The sequence below is a fragment of the Sulfurovum sp. AR genome, from assembly GCF_000296775.1.
GTDB lineage: Bacteria > Campylobacterota > Campylobacteria > Campylobacterales > Sulfurovaceae > Sulfurovum > Sulfurovum xiamenensis.
In genome coordinates this window covers 195910-217212 of the sequence record NZ_AJLE01000010.1, presented here as the reverse complement: position 1 = coordinate 217212, position 21303 = coordinate 195910, and the positions used below count along the sequence as shown (strand labels likewise).

Sequence of the window (21303 nt, the reverse complement as noted above, 5' to 3'; positions counted from 1 at the left end):
CATTATTAATTGATGTATGGGTTACCACGTAAAACGTGGGAAGCAGTAAAAATAAATACAGTGATACTGTAATATATGTCAAGTATATACGTAATTTCTTTGTTTCCATATGATTTACTACTTAAGACATTTCACTATAAAATCAACATGATAATGTTCATCATGCCTTACCCAAGATCTTTTCTTGGAGAAATTGATATGTGTTTTAAGATATTTTCCATATTTGGTTCGAAAAAGGTAAGGTTGTAGTTCCGGATCAAAGATTACTCTCCATATCTTTGCACCTCTCTCTTTTACACTTTTATGTAGGCTAACAATATGTGCTCCCATAGCTTCATAATCAATACTGTACGCTTTGTAGTGACCTTTTTTATCAAACTCTATGGCATATCCAAACTTATTGAATATGTGTGTAGGCAGATGTTCTGATTTACCTTTATTATTCACTACAGGAACCATGAAGTCTACTGATAAACCATTTTGATGTGTTTTATGAGGAGAGAATTTACCTCCTTCTTTAAAACCTGTTTCGGCATATTTATAAACTTTTGTAGGCATTTCTGTTTCTAGAGATTTATATGAGGCTAATATAATCTCCTTTACTTTTGAATGCACATATGTTCTGCCTAATATCTCTGCTGTTTTACTGTAACTTACGAAGTTATTCCCTTTACTTGGAAGTTGTACGCCATTTTCCAGTCTACCGTTTGATGTACTGCCATAGCATATACTTTCTAAAGCCGGTGCATATGAACTATAAAATAAAACTATATATACTAAATATTTCATTGTAACCTTATTATTTCTAACTACTCAAAACCTGAAATAGATTTATAATGATTTTTTGATTGATCTTCCAAATAACATACCTACAATAACAGCAGGAATGCTTCCTGCAAGTGTTATCCAAAAGAATGATTTAAACACATAATCATAAAATGGTTCTTGCTGTGCTTTATACGCTTCAATAAATTCAGGTGATGCATCTGAAAAAATTTCAGGTACAGATAATCCTTCCTGAAAATATCCAGTCCATCCAAATAAGAATGCTGTTATCAACAGTACAATCATTGCATATTTGACTCCAATGAGTTTATACCAACGTTTCTTTTCTATTAAAATTTCATATCCTGCTTTCCCTCCAACAATATAGGCAAAGAAGTAAAATATTAATTCTATATTGATCTGTAAAAACCCACACAAGAGAATATATGAAGCCTTCCTTATCTGCCCCTATAACAAATATAATATAGATTAGAATTACACCTATAGTTGCAGATTTTAGTGATTTTCTTATGCTATCTTTTTTACTAATTCAATATTCATCTATATACTCTTTTAAACATATCTCAGAAAGATCTTTATAGCACTCAAAGTATTTTTTCAGGCTTATGCTCGATGAATGTTGCTTTTACTCTTTTAGAAACAAGCATATACGGAATCCATATTACTGCTCCTACTAAACTTCGTGTGAACTCTTTAGTTGTTGCTGGATCAAACATAGGTTCATCCGTAATAACAAGTGAACCGACCCATGCATCCAAAGTGATAAAGACAAGAGAGAATAGAATAATGGCAATATAAATCTTAGGGAATAGATAATGTTTAGTAAAAAATAGATAAACAAGATAGATAGATGCAAGCACTAAAAATGTATTACCAAGTGCTTCACCGATCAGTAGTGGACCCCAGAGTGAATTGTAAGCTTCTGTACCCGGAGTTGTCAATACCTCAAATGATCCATCTGTAAAGATAGAATAGTACATTGGACCGTATTCATATATTAATCTGATGGGGGCAACTACAACCCCAATACCAACCAGTATCAACCATCCACCCAAGCCTTTTAAATTATCTTTATCTTTCATGTTCTCCCCATGTTAAGTTTCTTTATATTTGTACCGCATAGCTTATATAGGCTATTTATCTGTTATGTCTTTTTTTATTCTGATCTAAGATATACGCCATAAGAATCCTAATTATTGTTTAATCTCAGTATCATCTTTATCTATATTCTCATTTACTACTGTTTCTTCTATAATTTCATCATTTTTCTTACGACTAAAGAGTTTCTTCACAAAAGCACCAGCACCGATAAGAAGGAAAATCCATAATTTTTTCAAAAACAGTAATATTGTTGCTAAAATACCGACCTTTGCTGCAACCTTACCAGCAACTAATGCACCAATTCCATATGCTGCGACCGTATCGATATCAGGGTTGAAATCTGCATAGCGTGAACCCTCATTGAAGTCTGCTATTTTCAAGACTGTATCAATTTTAGAATTTATCATATCCAGCTGATCCATACCTGCAATAAAGTTTAAGACCAAAACACCTTTTCGTCCTAACACTCGAATATTGTAATTGAGCGTATTGATCTCTTGTGAACCGAACTTGATCTCTTTCGCCCAATGCAGCTTATGTGTTTTTTCATCGTAGTATGGTTTAGCAGCCCATCCAATCAAGCTAATGGCATCATACCCTTGTTTTATACGTTCTTGACTCGCATTAGCAGTACTCTCTTTCATGTCAGAGAGAAGTTCATCATAATTTATTTTATCGGCATCCTCATCAGAGACATAACCATCTTCCACATATTCAACTGTCACACCCCAAGCGGTATTGTCATACGGTGTTACCCTGGTAGGGAAAATCATACCCAGTGTTTTTTCTCCTCCAGGAGGGTTCCCCCATATTTTTACCAACACAGTTTCTGTATCTTCCGGACTAAGATAATAAAAGTTTTCTGGCACTTGTAGTGTTGCCACACCATTAGGTAATTTTATCTCACCTTGTTGAGGATTCAGTGAATCCAAAATTTTGTTAGCTTCAGTAATATATTGCTCTTGCTCTGCCGTTAAATTTGTCTCATTTTCAGCCATCAGTTGATTTGAAAACAACATAATGAATGTAAAAATTACTCCAAAATACTTCATGTACCCTTCTCCCTCTTTATATATTAATATAAGTTATTATATAAAATTAGGATATATAGAAGCTTAATTAAATCTTAACCTTGATACAATCTTAAACTTCAAAATTTAGGATGTTTAATGAAAAAAATTATAATAATCTCCAGTGCTCTATTACTAACAGGTATCTTTAGTGGATGTGCAAGTTCATCATCACCGACTACTCCTCAAGAGGTTCGTGATTCAGTAGGCAGTGGTATGTTCAGTACCAAAAAAGATAGCTTTGTTGTCAATCGTCCATATTATAAAGTTGCTAGTTTACTTCAAAGGAATTCGAATAAATGTCTAAATAAAGCATTTAAACATACAAGTACAACACATAATGGATACTACATGCAAACAAGTACGGACACCATGTACTATAAAACAAAGTTTAAAAGAGGCCGTACATTATCAACTTTAGAAGTAAAAGGTGATTCAGATAGTCTACAATCAGGTATGACATCTGCTATTTATGGTGAGGCTTTCAAAGATGGTTATTTTATTGCAGTTGTAGATTTACATAATAAAGGTAATAAAACACAAGTTGATATTTATCGCGGATCAATGTTAATGGGGGTTCAAGAAGATATTGTTAACGCTATAAAGAATTGGGCAAAAACTGGATCTAGATCATGCCCAAATATTGCACCATAATTATGTTACGTAAATTATTATTTTATACCCTCACTAGTGTAGTACTACTGCTGAATGGCTGCTCTTCTTCACCAGGAGCTTATCAGCAGCAGGGCAAGAAAAATCTTACCGTGAATGTCAAGGCTGACAGTAGTACATATTTAGAAGTGTATGAATTGGATGGACCGTGTAATCAGAAGATGAAAGGGGAAGTGAAACTCCAGAACGGGATAAACAAGTTTGCACTTATGAATAATAAACACTATTATCTTCGAATTAATTTTAAGACAGTGTCATTATTGTCCGGATCACAAAATATAACATTAGGTGCATATGTTACACCAAAGAGTAACTACATATATTCCATGAATGCCGTCTATGAAGATGATATGTATGATGTTGAAATCAAGAAACGCAACATACATAGTCATAAAGCAACTAGAATGACGATAAAACCTTTAGAAACGTGTAAAGAAAAGGATGGTAAACCTTTTATATCAATAGAGTGGCTTCCTGCATTAAATAAAAGTGTTGAAGTTCTCTAAGTCATTTATATTTCTACGCTGAAATATGACAGTTACAATAAAAACTTTAGGAGAGCATGACACATGAAAAAATTCTTATTCGTATTTACTACACTATGCATTGTTACTGTAAATGCAGAAATTTATAAGATTGAGACAAAAGGAAATTTAGAATCAAAATACCCAACTAATTGTATTGAAGTAAAAGAACTTAGTAATACAAACACTCCTGCAGATATTTTTGTTGGTATTGCAAAGTGTCTAGAGAAATCAGATTATCAAAAAGCCGGTGAACTCTATTTTGCTGCATTGGCATATGGGCGTTTCGATGCACATAGAGTCAAAGACCAGACTGCACATCAAGCAATTCCTGTTTTACGAATGAATTATTTAGGCAATTTAAATGAAACTGATACGAATGAGTTTCAATTAGCACTAAAAAGAGTCAATGGTGAGCTAAATACAATATGCAGTGCATTAAAAGAATTAGGCAAACCAGCCTATTATCCAAATTATATGATTCAGCATGGTATGGGTGCTTTTTTAGAGGAGCAGTCAAAAAGTGCTTTGGTTAATAATTTTGATTCTGACAAAGCATGGGAAGATGTATTAACCAACTATGTAAAGTGTACAAAATAATGAAGTTATCAAAACCTTATAAAATATATAACTTTATAAGGTTTTAACTCATCTCCATCGTCTTGATGAGGATGCACACAACAAATAAGCAATCCATAATTGTAGTGTACACTACAATTTTTATTTAGTCGTCATTATGTAGTTGTCCACTAAAGTCAAAGCCAAACTTCATTTTGTTGGCTATTTCTTCTTGTACCTCGTCTATGAGGTCATCCGTTCTGCCTTCTATCTGTTCTATGAAAAATTTTTGTTCTCTTTCCCGTTTAAAGGTATGTACTTTGTAAGGTTTGTCGGTACCATGTTCTTCTATAAACTTATCGATCGTATCTTCCCAAATGAAGGTTAGCTCATGTTCTATGGTTTGTGGTTCTTTATCACCGGGTAAGGTATAGTTAAATGCTACCGTATCCGTGAAGGATATGGTAGCATACGCTTTATCTTCTTTTTGAGACGTTACTTCATTGTTTGTCATGATTATGTCCTTTAGTATGTTGTTTATTCACTCTTATATCAAAGATAGCTTTAAATAGGATAAATTTTATCTGATTTGTCTTTTTTCTACCAATAGAGTTATTTTTTGTATCTCTTTTTTGGACTTTATACCTTTTTTCACTTCACCTACAGAGAGTAAGAACAAGAAAGTTCTGCTAAAAGAATGTCAATATGACATACTTTTCTCTTCCCTTTTTTCTTTTGGTCTATACTTAATCATCAAATTTAAAGCAACACAGACGAACAAGTGATAAGGTTTTATAACATGACAAGAGAAGACCCTAAAAAATTCGGTAATCAGAGCGAGACCTTGGCCACACGTTTTTTAGAACAGAAAGGTTTCATGATCTTGGAGCGTAATTATTTCGCAAGAAAACTTGGTGAGATAGATATCATCGCCAGTTGTAATGATAGCTTGCATTTTATAGACGTGAAGAGCGGAAAAACAGAGTTTGATCCTGTCTATAATGTGACACCTTCTAAACTCCGAAAGATCATCAACTCTGCACATTACTATATGAAAGCAAAAAACATTGACAGTGCATTTAGTATCGATGCACTGATCATTCGGTATGATGAGGTAGAATTTATAGAGAATGTTACGCTATAATCTGCTCAATGATACTTTAAAGGCACCTATATGAGACTCTCCAATGTGCAGCTTCAACAATTTCATCAAAATGGTTTTATTGTCTTACGAAATTTTTTACCCCAAGAAAAATGTGACGCGATACTGGATGTCGCCAAAGCACATTTAGAACATAAAATTGAACCGATTGAAACAGAGATAGGGTATGATGAGAGATCCAAAGAGTATCGTACCGAGGTGGTGGATTACAGCAGTGGATCCAATGAAACGCATATGATCGTCCGCAGGTTACGGCAGGTGTATGAGAGAGATATTCTTTTCAAAGAGTGGATGGAAGATGTCGATATCCGTCCTGTTTTACAGCAGATACTGGATGACAGAGTGGTCATCACGACCGCCCATCATAACTCTATCATGACAAAAATGCCTCATTATAGCAGAGCAACAGCTTGGCATCAGGACAGAAGGTATTGGCGTTATTCAGATAATAATCTGGTGAGTGTATGGCTGGCTTTGGATGATGAGTACAGTGAGAATGGTGTGCTTGAATTCATACCTGGAAGCCATTTGATGCAATTCAAGCCTGAACAGTTTGATGTAAAAGAGTATTTTAGGGAAGATACGCAAGAGAATGCCGAACTGATAGCGAAAAAAGTCTCTACCCCACTCAAAAAAGGCGATGTGATCATCTTCCATTCTTTACTGCTGCATAGAGCCAATAAGAACAGTACAGATCAAGCTAAAATATCATTTGTCTATACGGTCAAAGGGGAGAGGACGATGGCCATAGAAGGATCACGCTCTTCCCAATATCCAGAGATCATGTTGGAAGAAGTTGAATAAGAGAAGTTTTATCCTAGTTGTATATAATTAGGACAAAAGATAGATAATTTAAAAAAATATAAGCTATAACAATAGTTTTTATAAGAAATTAGGTTATACTATTTGTATACAAATTTAAAGGAATTAAATATGGGAAAATATGTAGATTTAACAGCTGAAAATTTTGATGCGACTATCGCTGAAGGTGTAACAATGGTAGATTTTTGGGCTCCATGGTGTGGACCTTGTAGAATGATCGCTCCAGTGATCGAAGAGCTTGCAGAAGATTTTGAAGGGAAAGCGACTATCTGTAAAGTGAATACAGACGAGCAGCAAGATATCGCAGTAAAATATGGTATCAGATCTATTCCAGCGATCCTTTTCTTTAAAGACGGTGAATTGGTAGACCAAATGGTAGGTGCAGCTTCTAAAGACGCATTCGCTGAAAAACTTAACGCACAACTCTAAATGATACATTTAAGAGGGGGTCTTCCTCTCTTAAAACTTCTTTCATATCTATATTTAGATAAAATCTTCTAAAATTTTTAACCAAGTATTTTCATTGTATAATAGATAGTATTTGCTTAAGTATTTTACTTAGTTCAAGGATTCATAATGTTAGACTGCGCAATCATCGGTGGCGGTCCGGCTGGACTTACAGCAGGATTATATACGACACGTGGTGGGCTTAAAAATGTTACACTGTTTGAGACGGGTATGCCTGGCGGGCAGATCACACAGAGTTCTGAGATAGAGAACTACCCCGGATTCTTTGAACATGATAAAACAGGTATGGACTTCATGGATACCTGGCAAAAGCAGTGTTTCCACTTTGGTCTTAGACATGAGATGAAAAAAGTAGAGCGTGTGGCAAAAACAGGTGAACACTTTACTGTGACACTTGAAGGTGGAGAGAGTGTTGAAGCACTGACCGTGATCGTCTGTACAGGTTCTACACCGAAAAGAGCTGGTATTAAAGGGGAAGATGAATACTTTGGAAAAGGTGTAAGCACCTGTGCTACGTGTGACGGATTCTTTTATAAAGACAAACCCGTTACCGTACTTGGTGGGGGTGATACCGCACTTGAGGAAGCATTTTACCTTTCCAATATCTGTTCGGATGTTTATGTGGTACATCGAAGAGATACATTCAGAGCGGCGCCCGCAACTATAGACAGAGCGATGAGAAAAGAGAATATACATTTTGTTACCAACGCTGTGATCGATGAAATAGTTGGAGACACAATGGGTGTGACGGGTGTCAATATCAAACACAATGACGGTACAATGACACATATGGATAATACCGGACTTTTTGTGTTTGTAGGACACAATGTAAACAACGAAGTCCTTAAAGATCAAAACGGTGATTTTATCTGTGAGATGAATCAGCGAGGGCAAGTGATCGTAGATCTATGTATGAGAACATCGGTCGAAGGGCTTTATGCGGCAGGAGATATACGTATAGAAGCACCAAAACAAGTAGTTTCAGCAGCAGGTGACGGTTCAGTGGCCGCACTTCAAGTAATTTCATATATTCAGGAGCAACAATAGATGGCAAAGATCGGAATAGTAGGCAGTACAGGTAGAATGGGTGAGCACCTGATTAAAAATATTTTAGAAAATGAAGCATTGGAACTGAGTGTATTACATGTATTTGGTGAACTAACAAGAGATGTTCCGTCTGATGTATTGGTCACCAACAGTATGAAAGCTGTGCTTGAAAATTGTGATGTAGTGATTGACTTTTCCGCACCTGAAGCAACACAGGAACTTTGTGAAGAGGCTTTGAAAAATCCTACACCATTGGTGATTGCAACCACAGGATTCACTGCACATCAGCAAAATCTCCTCAAAGAAGCTTCAAAAGAAATGCCGGTCCTTTATGCTTCAAATATGTCAGCAGGGATTGCTTTGCTTAAACAATTGGTCGAGCAGGTAGCAGCGACACTGGAAGATTTTGATATCGAAATCGTGGAACAGCACCATAGACATAAAGTGGATGCACCAAGTGGTACTGCTTTAACATTGGGTGAGTTTGCTGCAAAAGGAAGAGGCCTGGATCTTGATGCTGTACGGGTATCAGGAAGAGATGGTCAGATCGGAGCAAGATCTAAAGATGAGATCGCTGTGATGGCACTCCGCGGAGGAGATATCGTAGGTCGACATACGGTTGGTTTTTACAATGATGGTGAGTTTTTAGAACTCAACCATACAGCCACCAGTAGAGAGACTTTTTCAAAAGGTGCGATCCGTGCAGCAACATGGCTCGTAAATCAAAAGAGTGGTCTTTACTCTATAAATGATTGTTTAGGAATTTAATATGTGTGCAATAGTTGGTGTGTTCGGTGCAAAAAAAGCTTCTACAGTAGCGTATTATTCGCTCTTTTCAATGCAACATCGTGGACAAGAAGCTACGGGTATTTCCGCAGCCAATGGGAAGCGTATCGCTACGTATAAAAAGCGTGGTATGGTATCAGATGTTTTCTCTCAGGATATATTAGATAGTTTGGATGGTAGATGTGCTGTAGGACATAACCGTTATTCAACAGCAGGAAGTGAATCTGCCGGAGATGCACAGCCTGTATTTGCCAAGTATAAGCTCGGAGAGATATCCGTCGTACATAATGGTAATCTTGTCAATAAACATGAAGTAAGAAATGAACTGATAGATAGAGGTGCTATTTTTCAAACCGATATGGATACTGAAAATATTATTCACCTGATAGCAAAATCCCAAAAAGATTCTTTGGTGGACCGTATCAAGGATATGCTGACAAAGATAGAAGGGGCATATTGTTTAGCCATCCAAAGCCGCTCTAAAATGTTTGTGATCCGTGACCGTTTTGGTATCCGTCCTCTCAGCCTGGGTAAACTAAGTGACGGTGGATATATTGTCGCGTCTGAAACCTGTGCCTTCGATCTGGTAGGGGCAGAGTTTATACGTGATGTAGAACCTGGAGAAATGCTTATCTTTGAAGAGGGGAAAGAACCTGTTTCAGAACAGGTTTTCGAACCGGATTTCCACCCTTGTGCTTTTGAATATATCTACTTTGCCAGACCAGACTCTATCATCGATGGGAAAAATGTGTATGAAATGCGTTTAGAAATGGGAAAAAGACTCGCTCAAGAGACTCCTGCGGATGTGGATCTTGTGCTTCCTGTCCCTGATTCGGGTGTAGCTGCTGCCAAGGGCTATGCAGATGGTCTGGGTGTCCCTTTTGAGATGGGTATCGTACGTAACCACTATGTAGGACGTACCTTTATTGAACCGACACAGGAGATACGTGACCTGAAGGTCAAACTGAAGCTCTCTCCGGTCAAACATCTGATAGAAGGGAAAAGAGTAGCCATCATTGATGACTCTCTGGTACGTGGTACGACGTCTAAACAGATCGTACGTATGCTTAAAGAGGCAGGTGCAAAAGAGGTACATATGCGTATTGCTGCACCTGAGATCAAATATCCATGCCGTTATGGTATCGATACTCCAACAAAAGTCGAGTTGATCTCTACAAAATACACACCAGAAGAGATCGCCGATAAAATTGATGCGGACTCACTAGGTTTTCTCTCTATTGAAGGGTTAAAAGAGTCGCTTGGAACGGAAAGACACTACTCTTTGGTAAGCTTTGATGGAAACTATTTTGCAGGGGGTAATGCAGATAGCCCAGGGTGTGCCGGAGGCTGTTAGATCTATTTAGAAAGAGTGCATTAAGATATTTGCACTCTACTTCTTTCGTCCCTCTTTTTCAACGATCCCACTCATACCAAATCTTCTGGCCAACTCTTGTTTGACTCTGTCCGGAGAGATTTCTCTATATCCTAACCCTACCAGTGTATGGTAGAGAAGGTCAGCAGATTCATAGATGACTTGTTCATCACTCTCTTCGTTAATAGCAACACAGACTTCGTCTGCCTCTTCACGGATCTTGGAGAGCATGAGTGCTTTATCATCTAAAAGTTTTTTTGTCCATGACTTAGCTTCTTCAGGAGCATTTTTACGTTCTAATATCGTATGGTAGAGGGTATCTACGACACCGTAGATAGCGTCCGTATCTACCTCTTGGTCCAAAACGATTTTATCTTGCATCACAGAAGTAAAGAAACAGCTCTTACGTCCTGTATGACAGGCTACACCATTTTGTTTGATCTTTAGTATCACAGTGTCTGCATCACAATCAAGAAGCACATCTTTGACTTCCTGGGTATGGTTAGAGCTTTCACCTTTTTTCCATATACGTTGTTTACTTCGGCTGAAGTAGTGGGCATATCCTGTAGAGAGAGTAAGCTTGTACGCTTCTTCATTCATGTATGCGAGCATAAGCACTTCATTGCTCTCATGATCTTGAGCTATAGCAGGGATGAGGGGGTTTTTATTCCAATCTATTTGCATATGAGAATCTCCATCAGGAAAATATTTGGTCGTATTATAACTATAGTATACATTGGGAGAGCTTTTTTACCTCTATGGGTCAGCAGAAACAGATCATTAAATTAAGAAATCTTTTAGGATAAATGTCTGATTTTTGAATTATAATGTCACTCCAAATAAGAAAAGCCAAGGAGCTTTTATGCACATTTTTTTCAACCCATTTTATACTCTATGATACAGATCAGTACACATATATCTTGTGATCCTTTATTCGAGAATATAGAGATAGAAAATAAACTTTTACCCAGTCAATATAAAGATTATCCCTATCTCATTATTAAAAAATTTTTTTCCAAAGAAGCATGTGAAGAACTGGCTTTTTTAGTACAAGAGGATGAGAAAACAAAGCGAAAAGCAAAGGTAAAAAAAGAGGTGATCACGGGTATTGTTCAAGCGGATATTGTGGAAGAGTATAGAAAGACCAATATTTATAAGTTGGATACCTTTTATCAAAACTACTATGATGAGCAATTCAGTAAGTATAAACCGATCATAGAAGAGTACTTTACTGTTGCATTGACACTATCAACAGATGTACAGGTACTGGAATACAAAAAGGGTTTTTTCTATGTGAAGCATGCAGATGATTCAAGTGAAATTATTGATAAAGATGAACAAACGATAGGGTTTAAGGTGGTAGCACCGCAGAGAAAACTTTCAACCGTATTGTTTGCCACAAGTCATGTGAGTAATGCAGATGAAAGAGTTCAGAGTTTTTCTGGTGGGGAATTGATGTTTAATTATCTTTATGATAAAGGTGGAGAAGCTGTTAAGATCAAACCAGAAGCGGGGGACATGATCATTTTTCCAAGTAACCCATATTTTTCACATGAAGTGTTACCTGTTGAAGAGGGGTATAGACTTACTTTAGTACAGTGGCATGATGCGATATAGGATATCGTATAATTGCTATGATGGAAGATGAAAGAGGAGAATGAAGTGGGAGAGAAATATGGTGGAGTTTCCCACCATACTATATGGGTTATTGTTGTCCCATTAGACGTTGCTTTTCTTTACCTTTTGCATCTACCCAGATGTTTGGTACAGCACCACCAGGTGTAAGGAATATCTGTGCATCTTTGTTGACTTTAAGCGCTTCATTGAATTTATTTTGTGTTTTGATCTGTTCTAGTTGGAGAAGCTCAGGACTTAATGAGTCAGAGATTAATCTGTTGGCCTTAGCCTGTTCTTCTGCTTCGATACGAATTTTGTCAGCTTCACCCTGTGCTTCGATACGGTTTCTCTCAGCCTCACCTCGCGCTACTTCTGCAGCTCTTTGTGCCTGTTGTTTAGCTTTCTCTTTTTCTTGTTCAGCGATAGTAACATCTTGTTTCGCGATCTGTACTCTTTCAATCTGATCTTTGATCTTTGGAGGAAGATTGATTGTTCTAAGTTCCACGGAAGCAAGTATAACAGGTCTATTCTCAAGCGAATCAACACTCTCTTTAACTTTTGTTTCTATGGCAGCTGCTATTTCATTTCTCATTTCAGGAAGTTGCTCAGCCGTATAGCGTCCGACTACGTCACGTACTACTTCACGTACTTTAGAGTTAATGATCTTCTCTTCCCAACTCGCACCCCATTTTTCAATCGTAGCCGGTGCAGTCTCTGCTTTAAGTCTGTACTGTACGGCGATATCTATATTGACCGTTAATCCTCTTTTGTCAAGTACGGTGATCGCCGGGTTCCTTTTGAGCCCACCTTCAAGATTTCTGTATGCATCACCAAGTTCACCGGTTCTTACATCAGAGTATGTGATCATTCTGATACGCGTATTGACAGGGATGATCTTTTGAAGTACAGGGACAAAAAAATGTAGTCCGGCTCCAAGAGGTTCTTGTTCAAATTTACCGGTGTTAATTTTAATTCCCACCTCACCAGAGTTGATGATCGTAAATGGTTTAAGTACAAAAAGTGCAAATCCTATCACAACGATGATAAACATCCAAGGTGCACCTTTACCCATACCACTAAGCGGGTTATTAAAGTTGCCCCCACCACCGCTGTTATTATTGGTATTCATTGAGTTATTACTCGGTTTTTTCTTTTTGAAATAGTCGTTCATGTCTGCTGGCATGTTGATCCTTGTTTAGTTGATATAGGTTAAATACTTAATATAGTCAGGGTTTTTACCTGCCACTGCATCAAAGTAGGCTGTTTGTAATTTTTCGGTCATAGGCCCTCTTGAACCTATACCGATCTGACGTGCATCCACTTCACGGATCGGTGTGACTTCAGCAGCCGTTCCTGTTAAAAATGCTTCATCAGCGATATAGACCTCTTCACGGGTAATACGGCGTCTTTCCACTTTGATACCCATGTCATGTGCCAAGTCTATGATCGTCTGCTGTGTAATGGACTCCAGTGAATTGTCACTAGGAGGAGAGATAAGTACACCATCTCTTACCATGAAGAAAGCTGCACCGGATGCTTCAGCGATATACCCATGGTCATCTCTGAGCAATGCTTCATCATATCCTGCTTCTACTGCTTCAAATTTCGCCATTTGTGAATTGAGGTAGTTTGCCACAGCTTTTGCTTTTCCCATACCAGAAGTGTTCGGTGTTCTTGTAACAGAAGTGATCTTCATACGTACACCTTTTTTGAGCCCTTCTTCTCCAAGATAAGCTCCCCATTCCCATGCAGCGATTGCAACATTTACAGGGCACTCCTTATGGTAAAGGCCCATAACGCCATATCCAAGATACACCAACGGTCGGATATAGGCACCATTGAAAAGTTCATTTTTTTGTAAAAGTTCTACCTGTGCATCATTCAATTCTTCTGCTGTAAACGGAACATCCATCAGTGTCATTTTTGATGAGTTTAGAAGTCTTTTTGTATGTTCTTTCAGTTTAAAGATCGCACATCTTCCATCAACTGTTTTGTAGGCTTTAGTTCCCTCTATAGCACCATTTCCATAATGTAGTGTATGTGTAAGTATATGTACTTTGGCATCATCCCAAGGTGTGAATTCGCCATCCATCCAAATGTATTTTGATTTGTTCATTCTTATTTGCTCCAAGACCTACCTAAGGGTAGTCAAAATTAATGAATTATTTTAACCAAATTGTTGTTAATAGTGGGTTTAGATATGGGGGATGTTGAGAGTCATTCATTTTTATACGATAAACAGGCACAATTTTGATCTGAAAGAGTGAGTATCTCTACATGAAATTGAATGATTTCCCACCCAAAAGTATAGGATATTGTGTAACAACTATACAGAAGTTACATCTCATATGATGATTCGCATGGTATACTTGTATCATTCATATACAATGACACAAAGAGGATAGAAAATGAAAGAGTTTATTGAAGTGTATCAAGAAAATCAGGAAGATATTGAAAAGTTTATTATGACAACATTAAGAAACAATGGATCGATCTTAACAGAGAAAGCAAAGAATTATAAAAAGACTTTTCAAACATTTCCTTCGATGGAACTACTCTATATCACGGATAAAGACTTTAATCAAACCTCTCCAAATATTTCCAGAAGTAAAACAGATGAATCGGAAGCAGGTAAAAACAGATCCTATATGAGTACAAAAGTGATGCAAAAAGATGAAGAGTTTTCCATTAGTACTCCCTACATCAGTTCTGCAACGGGGCATACGTGTATTACAGTGATGAAAAAAGAAGAGGATCAGTATATTTTTATTGATTTTACACTCTCGGGTTTACTCGGAAGGCTCGGTCTTGTAGAATTAAATCCGGCGTTTAATAGTTTTACCCAGTTCTTTTATAAAGCAGTAGGTTTTTCACTCATGGCCTTTGCTTTTTTTGCCATTATGTATGCATTAGTCGGATATGCTTCAAGTATATTGGTGGAAGGGAATTTCTCTCTTGATTCACTCTTTAAACCTATTGTTGCACTCACTTTGGGGCTTGCTATTTTTGACCTGGCCAAGACGATATTGGAGAGAGAGGTTTTTTTCAAAAATTATAGTAAAGAAGATGAAGATGCAAATGTCTTAACAAAGTTTTCTATCGCGATCATAATCGCACTCTCTATCGAAGCATTGATGGTAGTCTTTAAGATCGCCTTACATGATTATTCTCAGATGGTACATGCACTCTATCTTATCTTGGGTATTGCACTCATTATTATATCTTTGGGAGTCTATAGTTTTTTATCTAAAAAATAAACGGTTTGATTGAATCTGACATGGAGTTACATGCAAAATGGGATGAATCGTATGAAGCGTTGAATATTAGCTTTCTTCATAGATTCCTCAAACGTTACTGTGATGCTGATTCTCTCCATCACAGAAGATAAAATATAGCAAAATTCCATTACCTTTTATCCCCAATTTGCTATAATCAAACAATTTCAGAAAGAAGGTATATCTCATGTCTACTATAGCACAAGCAAAAATCTTTTTTGGTTCCGCCGAAGAGAATAAAGAAGTACAGCAGGAACGAAAGAGTCCTTTTGATAGTGCGGTCGTAAGTTCAGCACCGGTCTGTGATGCAGAGGATACGCTTAAAGCGCTTGATATTGCCAAGGCTGCAAGTAAAGCAGCAGCAAGATCTCCATTGTCTCAGCGTATCTTGTGGTTGGAGGATGTGGCTAAAAGACTGATGGAAGAGAAAGAAGCCTTTGCTTTGATGTTGGCTAAAGAAGTAGCAAAACCCATCGCATTTTCACGCATTGAGGTAGAGCGATGTGTAGAAACGATCAAGATCACAGCTATGGAACTTGCAAATCTTGCAGGTGAAACACTCCCTACAGATATAATGCCCAGCGGGAAGAAAACATTGGCGTATTTTAAGCGAGAGCCTGTAGGGGTCGTTGCGTGCATTACACCGTTTAATTTTCCTCTGAACCTCGTGGCACATAAGATAGCACCGGCATTGGGAGCAGGAAATGCAGTGGTACTCAAACCAACACCTGAAGCACCCATGACAGCCTATATGTTTGCAAAGCTTTTTGTAGATTCCCCATATGCTATTAAAGATGCACTCTCTGTGGTATATGGTGATGCTGAAGTAGGTTCGGCACTGGTGCAAAGTAATATTCCAAGAGTGATTAGTTTTACAGGTTCAGTACCTGTAGGAAACATTATTACCAAACAGGCGGGGATCAAGAAGGTAAGCCTTGAACTAGGCGGTAATGCCGCAACCTACATCGATAAAAGTGCAGACTTGGCGCTTGCAGCAGCACGTTGTGCATTTGGTGCTTTTTACAACTCCGGACAAGTGTGTATCTCTCTTCAGCGTATCTATGTGAATGAAGAGGTGTATGATGCATTTGCAGAACTGATCGCACAAGAGACAAAAAAACTGAAAGTGGGTTCACCTTACGAAGAAGATACATTTATGGGACCACTGATAGATGAAGAGTCCAGAGAGAGAGCAAAATCATGGATCGCATCGGCTAAAGATGAAGGGGCAAAAGTCATTGCAGGCGGTGAAGAAGTAGAGGGGATATTCCCTCCGACAGTGATGGCAGATGTGACAGATGATATGAAGATCATTTGTGAGGAAGTTTTTGCTCCTATCGTCAGTTTGGTAGCTGTAGCAGATTATGACACTGCTGTAGAAAAGATGAATGACTCACCATACGGTCTGCAGTTTTCTATCTTTACGAATGATCTGAAAATGACACAGCAATTCATAGAAGATGCAGAGTGCGGGGGTGTAGTGGTCAATGACATTCCAACACTCCGTTTTGATGTACAGCCTTATGGAGGTGCCAAGCTCTCGGGTGTAGGAAGAGAAGGTCCGAAGTGGGCACTTGAAGAATTCACTGAAATCAAATCAGTTGTCATTTGTTAGGTATAAGTGGTAATTTTTACCTTACAACATTTAGTTTGAATGTGATACTCTTCATAATCAATTAAACAAGAGAAAATTAAAAAAGGATCTTTATGGATGTTATGTTTCAACCAGGCTTTTTAGGAACGAGAGCACCGTTATTTATGGATATTGTATCCGTCATTGTGGCATTGTTGCCTTTTCTTATATACGGCGCGATCATGCTTGCAAAGAAAAAGAATTACACTGCACATGAGAAGGTGCAGAAACTTCTTTTTATCGTTTCTGTACTCGTCGTAGGGTTTTTTGAGTATGGTGTCCGTATGGAGGGTGGTTATAAAAATCTGATGGAAGGCACTTCTGTATCCCATGATTATCTTTTGTATGTGCTTATCTTTCATATCATTATCTCAGTCATCACATTGTTTTTATGGATCATTACACTCTATCGTGGAAATCGTTATAAAAGACAAGCTACACTTCCGGGACTCTATTCTCAATCACATAAACAAGATGGACAACGCACTTTTATAGGTATAATATTGACCATGTTGACAGGTGCATGGGTCTATGCTTTGCTCTTTGTATTTTAATGATGAAAAAGGTCGCAATTTCCGCTTGTCTTTTAGGTGAAAAATGTCGATATGATGCTACGGACAATAGAGATGAAGCGCTTTTAAAAAAGCTTCAGGACATGGATATTATCCCTTTTTGTCCGGAAGATGCTGCTTTTGGGACACCTCGCCCTACCATGGATCTTGTCAGAACAAAAGAGGGTGACAGAGCATTCTCCAATGTAAGCGGAGAAGATCTTTCTGCACCTGTCATTACATATGCAACAGCGTTTTTTGAGAGTCATCCAGAACTGGATCTCTTCATTGGTAAAGACAGAAGCCCAAGTTGTGGTGTATGTTCTGCAAGAGTGTATGATGAAGAGAAAAACCTGCTTTCTTCAAAAGAGCCGGGTCTTATGGCTAAAGAGGCAATCAAACGAAAGATACACTGTATAGATGCAGAAGATTTTAGGGGATCAGTATGAGAATATTATGGACAATGTTGCTAAGTACACTTTTTTTAGCTGCAAGTGCACAACAGCTGAATGGTACCAAAGAAGCGATCGTTAAGATCTACACTGTGGCCAAAGTACCCAACTACCAGGAGCCCTGGAGCAGTTCAACACGCAGCAGTACAGGTTCTGGTGCTATTATAGAAGATGGGTATATTCTGACAAATGCACATGTAGTAGCCAATCAATCCTTTATAGAGGTGCAGCGTTATGGACAGCGTAAACGCTATATTGCCAAAGTCCATGCGGTGTCCCATCAAGCAGACCTTGCACTCTTGAAAGTTGATGAGAAAGCATTTTTTGAAGGGGTGAAACCACTGACGTTCGGTTCACTTCCAAAAGTGGAACAAAAAATTGTTGTCTACGGATATCCTATGGGAGGAAGCACGCTTTCTGCAACGATCGGGGTAGTTTCAAGGATAGAACATCATACTTATGCGCACAGCGGGGAGTCTTTCTTAGCCATTCAGGTTGATGCTGCTGTGAATCCCGGAAACTCCGGCGGTCCGGCACTCTCGAATGGAAAGATCGTCGGTGTGGTGATGCAGCTCATCAGTAAGTCTCAGAATATCGGATATCTCGTACCTGTGAATATCGTCAAACATTTCATAGAAGATATGAAAGATGGAAAGTATGATGGCTTCTCAGACCTGGGATTGAATACACAGAAACTGGAAAATCCTGCCATTAGACGCTATTATGGGCTTGATGATGATACCAGTGGAGTACTGATCGTTAAAGTGGTACATAATTCTTCTCTTTCAGGATTACTCAAAGAGGGCGATATCTTAACGGCAGTGGACGGGCATAATGTTGAAAACGACGGTACGGTAGAGTTTAGAAAACATGAGTTTACCCATTATCAGCACTTTGTAGATGCGTATCAAATGGGTGAGAAAGTAAAACTCGATATCATCCGAGATAAGAAACATATACAGGTTGAGGTACCTTTAAAGTACGTCGCTGATGACATGTATCTGGTCAAGACAACGCGTTATGATACCATGCCAAGGTATTTTGTTTATGGGGGGTATGTTTTTTCCCCACTTACCAGAAACCTCATTGTATCGACAAACCGAAACCGTTTACCATTAAGTTATCTGGCAGGTAAATGGCAGGAAGAAGATAAAAACGAAGTGGTGGTTCTACTTAAAGTATTGGCTTCAGATATGAGCAGGGGAGACAATGATTTCGCCATGTGGCCTATAGATAAGGTGAATGGAGAGACCTTTAAGGACTTTAAAGAGTTTTATGAAAAGGTAAAAGCTGCAAAAAGTGACTATATCGTTCTAGAGGATAATGATGGGGCTAAAGTGATCATTGACAGAAAGGAAGCACAAGAAAAACAGAGTGCCATACTTAAAAAATATAATATCGAGTTTGACAGGTCGATAGATTTAAGAGAGTAGTTATTCGTACTTTTTAAACTGCTGTAGCCACTCTTTGTCTTCTTCACTGAGTGTGCCTACTCTTTCGAGGAGTTTTTTCTTTGTAGAGATCAGGTCATTGATCTCCAGGTATGCCAGTAGGTCTGGATTGATCGTTGTTTCTTCTCTGCCATACGCGATCAGTTTTTCTATATCTGCCAGTAATTCTTCTTTGGTTTGTTTGTCTACCATAATTTCTCCTTTTGAAGAAGCAAAGCTACTTAAAAATTCCTCTCACTGAAGCTTTGCCTTTGGCAAGAGTTTTTTACATTTATTTGTTATACTACCCAAAAAGAAATTATAAAGGATACAGCTATGTTAGAAGTAGGCACACAAGTACCGGATTTTTGTTTACCCAACCAGGATGAAGAGGAGATCTGTTTGAGAGACATTAAAGGAAAGTGGATCGTACTCTATTTTTATCCAAAAGACAATACGCCTGGATGTACAACAGAAGCCTGTGATTTCACGGCAGCACTTCCGGATTTTACCGATTTGGATGCGATTGTTTTAGGGGTAAGCCCGGATTCTCCTAAAAAACACAGAAACTTCATAGAGAAAAAAGACTTAAAGATCACACTACTTGCAGATGAAGAGAAAGAACTTTGTAATCTTTTTGGAATCTGGCAACTTAAAAAGTTCATGGGTAAAGAGTATATGGGTGTGGTACGTTCTACTTTCATCATAGATCCTGACGGCAAAGTAGCTGCGACTTGGACAAAAGTGAAAGTCAAAGAACATGTGGATGCTGTAAAGGCTAAACTTCAAGAGCTTCAAAACGCTTAATATCTCTTGGGACAAGGTTTTTCCTTGTTCTTGTTTCTACCCCTCCCTATTTTATAAAATTTTAAAGATCATTTCGGTATAATCGCGTTCCTTATTCGAGAGGATAATGGAAATACACATGTAGTTATTCCTTGCACGGTTGTGTGATTCTAAGCATTAGAATTGACATTGAGGACTACAGCGGATCAAACCTAGTGATGAAGCATATGCTTTTAACTGAGCTTTTACAAATGAAAGTTCTATTATGATTATATACCAAGGAGAAACTTATGGTAACAATGAAAGACTTACTCGAATGTGGTGTACACTTCGGACACCAAACAAGAAGATGGAATCCAAAAATGAAGAAATTCATTTTCGGTGCAAGAAAGAACATCTATATCATCGACCTTCAAAAAACACTTAGATACTTCAAATATACGTACAATGTAGTAAGAGATGCAGCAGCTGAAGGGCAAACAGTACTTTTCGTAGGTACTAAAAAACAAGCTAGACAAGCGATCAAAGAGCATGCTGAGAGATGTGGTATGCCTTACGTTTCAACTAGATGGTTAGGTGGTATGTTAACAAACTACCCAACAATGAAAAAATCAATCAGAAAACTTGAGATCATCGAGCAAATGGAAGAGACTGGTCAAATTAATCTTTTGACTAAAAAAGAAGCATTGATGCTTAAGAGAAAGAAAGAGAAATTAAGCTCTTACCTTGAAGGTTTCAGACATATGAAAAAACTTCCAGACATGATGTTCGTTATCGATTCTGTAAAAGAACACATCGCTGTTAAAGAAGCAAGAAGACTTGGTATGAAAGTTGTTGCACCACTTGATACGAACTGTGATCCTGATATGGTTGATTATCCAATCCCTGGAAATGATGATGCTATCCGTTCAATCAACCTTTTCTGTCAAGAAATGGCTGAAGCGATCATCGAAGGTAAAGCGGCATATGCTGAAGCTACTGGTCAAGATGTTGAAGAAGTAGCAACAAGCGAAGAAGTAGCAGAAGTGATGGCTGAAGCAGCATCTGAAGAAGTTGAAGCATCTGAAGCTGATGATCTAACAAAACTTACAGGTATCGGTAAAGTAGGTAACGAAAAGTTGATTGAAGCAGGGATCACTACATATGCACAAATTGCTAAGATGAGTGAAGAAGAAGCTGCAGATTTTAAAG

25 protein-coding genes and 1 pseudogene are annotated in these 21303 nt (G+C 38.0%); 17 read left to right on the top strand and 9 right to left on the bottom strand.

Annotated elements, in window-relative coordinates; genetic code table 11:
• Nucleotides 1-117: 117 nt before the first annotated feature.
• From SULAR_RS09880 to SULAR_RS09865, 4 genes are all read right to left on the bottom strand, one after another.
• Nucleotides 118-789, bottom strand: a complete 672-nt coding sequence (locus SULAR_RS09880) for a penicillin-insensitive murein endopeptidase (protein WP_008245592.1) — start codon at nucleotides 787-789, stop codon at nucleotides 118-120.
• 42 nt (nucleotides 790-831) lie between these two features.
• Nucleotides 832-1203 carry a hypothetical protein gene (locus SULAR_RS09875; RefSeq protein ID WP_008245591.1) on the bottom strand — a complete coding sequence of 124 codons (372 nt, stop codon included), beginning with the start codon at nucleotides 1201-1203 and terminating at the stop codon, nucleotides 832-834.
• Between the two features lie 167 nt (nucleotides 1204-1370).
• Complete coding sequence (locus tag SULAR_RS09870) at nucleotides 1371-1868, bottom strand: DUF2569 domain-containing protein (RefSeq protein WP_008245590.1); 498 nt, start codon at nucleotides 1866-1868, stop codon at nucleotides 1371-1373.
• 111 nt (nucleotides 1869-1979) lie between these two features.
• A complete protein-coding gene (locus SULAR_RS09865) occupies nucleotides 1980-2939 on the bottom strand; it encodes a DUF2167 domain-containing protein (RefSeq protein ID WP_008245589.1) in 960 nt (319 codons plus the stop codon).
• A 117-nt stretch (nucleotides 2940-3056) separates the two neighbouring features.
• Here SULAR_RS09865 and SULAR_RS09860 point away from each other — a divergent pair, with 117 nt between their 5' ends.
• The 3 genes from SULAR_RS09860 to SULAR_RS09850 all read left to right on the top strand — a co-directional run bounded on the left by SULAR_RS09860 (nucleotide 3057) and on the right by SULAR_RS09850 (nucleotide 4753).
• The gene (locus tag SULAR_RS09860; protein ID WP_008245587.1) at nucleotides 3057-3611 is read left to right on the top strand and encodes a hypothetical protein; all 555 of its coding nucleotides are present in this window, start codon (nucleotides 3057-3059) and stop codon (nucleotides 3609-3611) included.
• A gap of 2 nt (nucleotides 3612-3613) precedes the next feature.
• The gene (locus SULAR_RS09855; protein WP_155993873.1) at nucleotides 3614-4135 is read left to right on the top strand and encodes a hypothetical protein; all 522 of its coding nucleotides are present in this window, start codon (nucleotides 3614-3616) and stop codon (nucleotides 4133-4135) included.
• 63 nt (nucleotides 4136-4198) lie between these two features.
• Nucleotides 4199-4753 (top strand): hypothetical protein, encoded by a 555-nt coding sequence (locus SULAR_RS09850; RefSeq protein WP_008245583.1) that lies wholly within the window; start codon nucleotides 4199-4201, stop codon nucleotides 4751-4753.
• A 124-nt stretch (nucleotides 4754-4877) separates the two neighbouring features.
• Here SULAR_RS09850 and SULAR_RS09845 read toward each other — a convergent pair whose 3' ends face one another.
• A complete protein-coding gene (locus SULAR_RS09845; RefSeq protein ID WP_008245582.1) occupies nucleotides 4878-5225 on the bottom strand; it encodes a hypothetical protein in 348 nt (115 codons plus the stop codon).
• A 285-nt stretch (nucleotides 5226-5510) separates the two neighbouring features.
• Here SULAR_RS09845 and SULAR_RS09840 point away from each other — a divergent pair, with 285 nt between their 5' ends.
• From SULAR_RS09840 to purF, 6 genes are all read left to right on the top strand, one after another.
• Nucleotides 5511-5855, top strand: coding sequence for a YraN family protein (locus tag SULAR_RS09840; protein ID WP_008245580.1), 345 nt, complete (start codon nucleotides 5511-5513; stop codon nucleotides 5853-5855).
• Between the two features lie 30 nt (nucleotides 5856-5885).
• Nucleotides 5886-6677 carry a phytanoyl-CoA dioxygenase family protein gene (locus SULAR_RS09835; protein WP_008245578.1) on the top strand — a complete coding sequence of 264 codons (792 nt, stop codon included), beginning with the start codon at nucleotides 5886-5888 and terminating at the stop codon, nucleotides 6675-6677.
• A 129-nt stretch (nucleotides 6678-6806) separates the two neighbouring features.
• Nucleotides 6807-7124, top strand: coding sequence for a thioredoxin (gene trxA / locus SULAR_RS09830; RefSeq protein WP_008245577.1), 318 nt, complete (start codon nucleotides 6807-6809; stop codon nucleotides 7122-7124).
• Nucleotides 7125-7271: 147 nt separating this feature from the next.
• Nucleotides 7272-8210, top strand: coding sequence for a thioredoxin-disulfide reductase (trxB, locus tag SULAR_RS09825; RefSeq protein ID WP_008245576.1), 939 nt, complete (start codon nucleotides 7272-7274; stop codon nucleotides 8208-8210).
• Complete coding sequence (gene dapB / locus SULAR_RS09820; RefSeq protein WP_008245575.1) at nucleotides 8211-8978, top strand: 4-hydroxy-tetrahydrodipicolinate reductase; 768 nt, start codon at nucleotides 8211-8213, stop codon at nucleotides 8976-8978. It begins immediately after the preceding gene.
• A gap of 1 nt (nucleotide 8979) precedes the next feature.
• The gene (purF, locus tag SULAR_RS09815; RefSeq protein ID WP_008245574.1) at nucleotides 8980-10350 is read left to right on the top strand and encodes an amidophosphoribosyltransferase; all 1371 of its coding nucleotides are present in this window, start codon (nucleotides 8980-8982) and stop codon (nucleotides 10348-10350) included.
• 36 nt (nucleotides 10351-10386) lie between these two features.
• Here the strand turns inward: purF and hisIE are convergent, their stop codons facing one another.
• Entirely contained in the window at nucleotides 10387-11052 is a 666-nt protein-coding gene (gene hisIE, locus SULAR_RS09810) for a bifunctional phosphoribosyl-AMP cyclohydrolase/phosphoribosyl-ATP diphosphatase HisIE (RefSeq protein WP_008245573.1), read from the bottom strand.
• 210 nt (nucleotides 11053-11262) lie between these two features.
• Here hisIE and SULAR_RS09805 point away from each other — a divergent pair, with 210 nt between their 5' ends.
• Nucleotides 11263-11985, top strand: coding sequence for a 2OG-Fe(II) oxygenase (locus tag SULAR_RS09805; protein ID WP_008245572.1), 723 nt, complete (start codon nucleotides 11263-11265; stop codon nucleotides 11983-11985).
• Between the two features lie 88 nt (nucleotides 11986-12073).
• Here SULAR_RS09805 and SULAR_RS09800 read toward each other — a convergent pair whose 3' ends face one another.
• Together SULAR_RS09800 and SULAR_RS09795 are read right to left on the bottom strand one after the other, a co-directional pair.
• Nucleotides 12074-13168 carry a prohibitin family protein gene (locus SULAR_RS09800; RefSeq protein ID WP_008245570.1) on the bottom strand — a complete coding sequence of 365 codons (1095 nt, stop codon included), beginning with the start codon at nucleotides 13166-13168 and terminating at the stop codon, nucleotides 12074-12076.
• A gap of 12 nt (nucleotides 13169-13180) precedes the next feature.
• Nucleotides 13181-14101 (bottom strand): branched-chain amino acid transaminase, encoded by a 921-nt coding sequence (locus SULAR_RS09795; protein WP_008245569.1) that lies wholly within the window; start codon nucleotides 14099-14101, stop codon nucleotides 13181-13183.
• 292 nt (nucleotides 14102-14393) lie between these two features.
• Between SULAR_RS09795 and SULAR_RS09790 the strand changes: the two genes are divergently transcribed.
• The 5 genes from SULAR_RS09790 (at nucleotide 14394) to SULAR_RS09770 (ending at nucleotide 19329) form a co-directional block, all read left to right on the top strand.
• Entirely contained in the window at nucleotides 14394-15242 is an 849-nt protein-coding gene (locus SULAR_RS09790) for a hypothetical protein (RefSeq protein WP_008245565.1), read from the top strand.
• Between the two features lie 205 nt (nucleotides 15243-15447).
• A complete protein-coding gene (locus tag SULAR_RS09785) occupies nucleotides 15448-16875 on the top strand; it encodes an aldehyde dehydrogenase family protein (RefSeq protein WP_008245564.1) in 1428 nt (475 codons plus the stop codon).
• Nucleotides 16876-16967: 92 nt separating this feature from the next.
• Entirely contained in the window at nucleotides 16968-17447 is a 480-nt protein-coding gene (locus SULAR_RS09780; RefSeq protein ID WP_008245563.1) for a DUF420 domain-containing protein, read from the top strand.
• Nucleotides 17448-17449: 2 nt separating this feature from the next.
• Complete coding sequence (locus tag SULAR_RS09775; RefSeq protein ID WP_051002507.1) at nucleotides 17450-17893, top strand: DUF523 domain-containing protein; 444 nt, start codon at nucleotides 17450-17452, stop codon at nucleotides 17891-17893.
• Complete coding sequence (locus SULAR_RS09770; protein WP_008245561.1) at nucleotides 17890-19329, top strand: serine protease; 1440 nt, start codon at nucleotides 17890-17892, stop codon at nucleotides 19327-19329. Before SULAR_RS09775 ends, SULAR_RS09770 begins: the two co-directional genes overlap by 4 nt.
• On the opposite strand, the gene SULAR_RS09765 is transcribed toward SULAR_RS09770, so the two are convergent.
• Nucleotides 19330-19539 carry a hypothetical protein gene (locus SULAR_RS09765; protein ID WP_008245560.1) on the bottom strand — a complete coding sequence of 70 codons (210 nt, stop codon included), beginning with the start codon at nucleotides 19537-19539 and terminating at the stop codon, nucleotides 19330-19332. It abuts the gene before it with no gap.
• Nucleotides 19540-19662: 123 nt separating this feature from the next.
• On the opposite strand from SULAR_RS09765, the gene bcp reads away from it, so the two are divergent.
• Together bcp and rpsB are read left to right on the top strand one after the other, a co-directional pair.
• Nucleotides 19663-20133, top strand: a complete 471-nt coding sequence (gene bcp, locus SULAR_RS09760) for a thioredoxin-dependent thiol peroxidase (RefSeq protein ID WP_008245559.1) — start codon at nucleotides 19663-19665, stop codon at nucleotides 20131-20133.
• Between the two features lie 269 nt (nucleotides 20134-20402).
• Nucleotides 20403-21188: pseudogene (gene rpsB / locus SULAR_RS09755) on the top strand (30S ribosomal protein S2); the annotation flags it as partial.
• Nucleotides 21189-21303 lie beyond the last annotated feature (115 nt).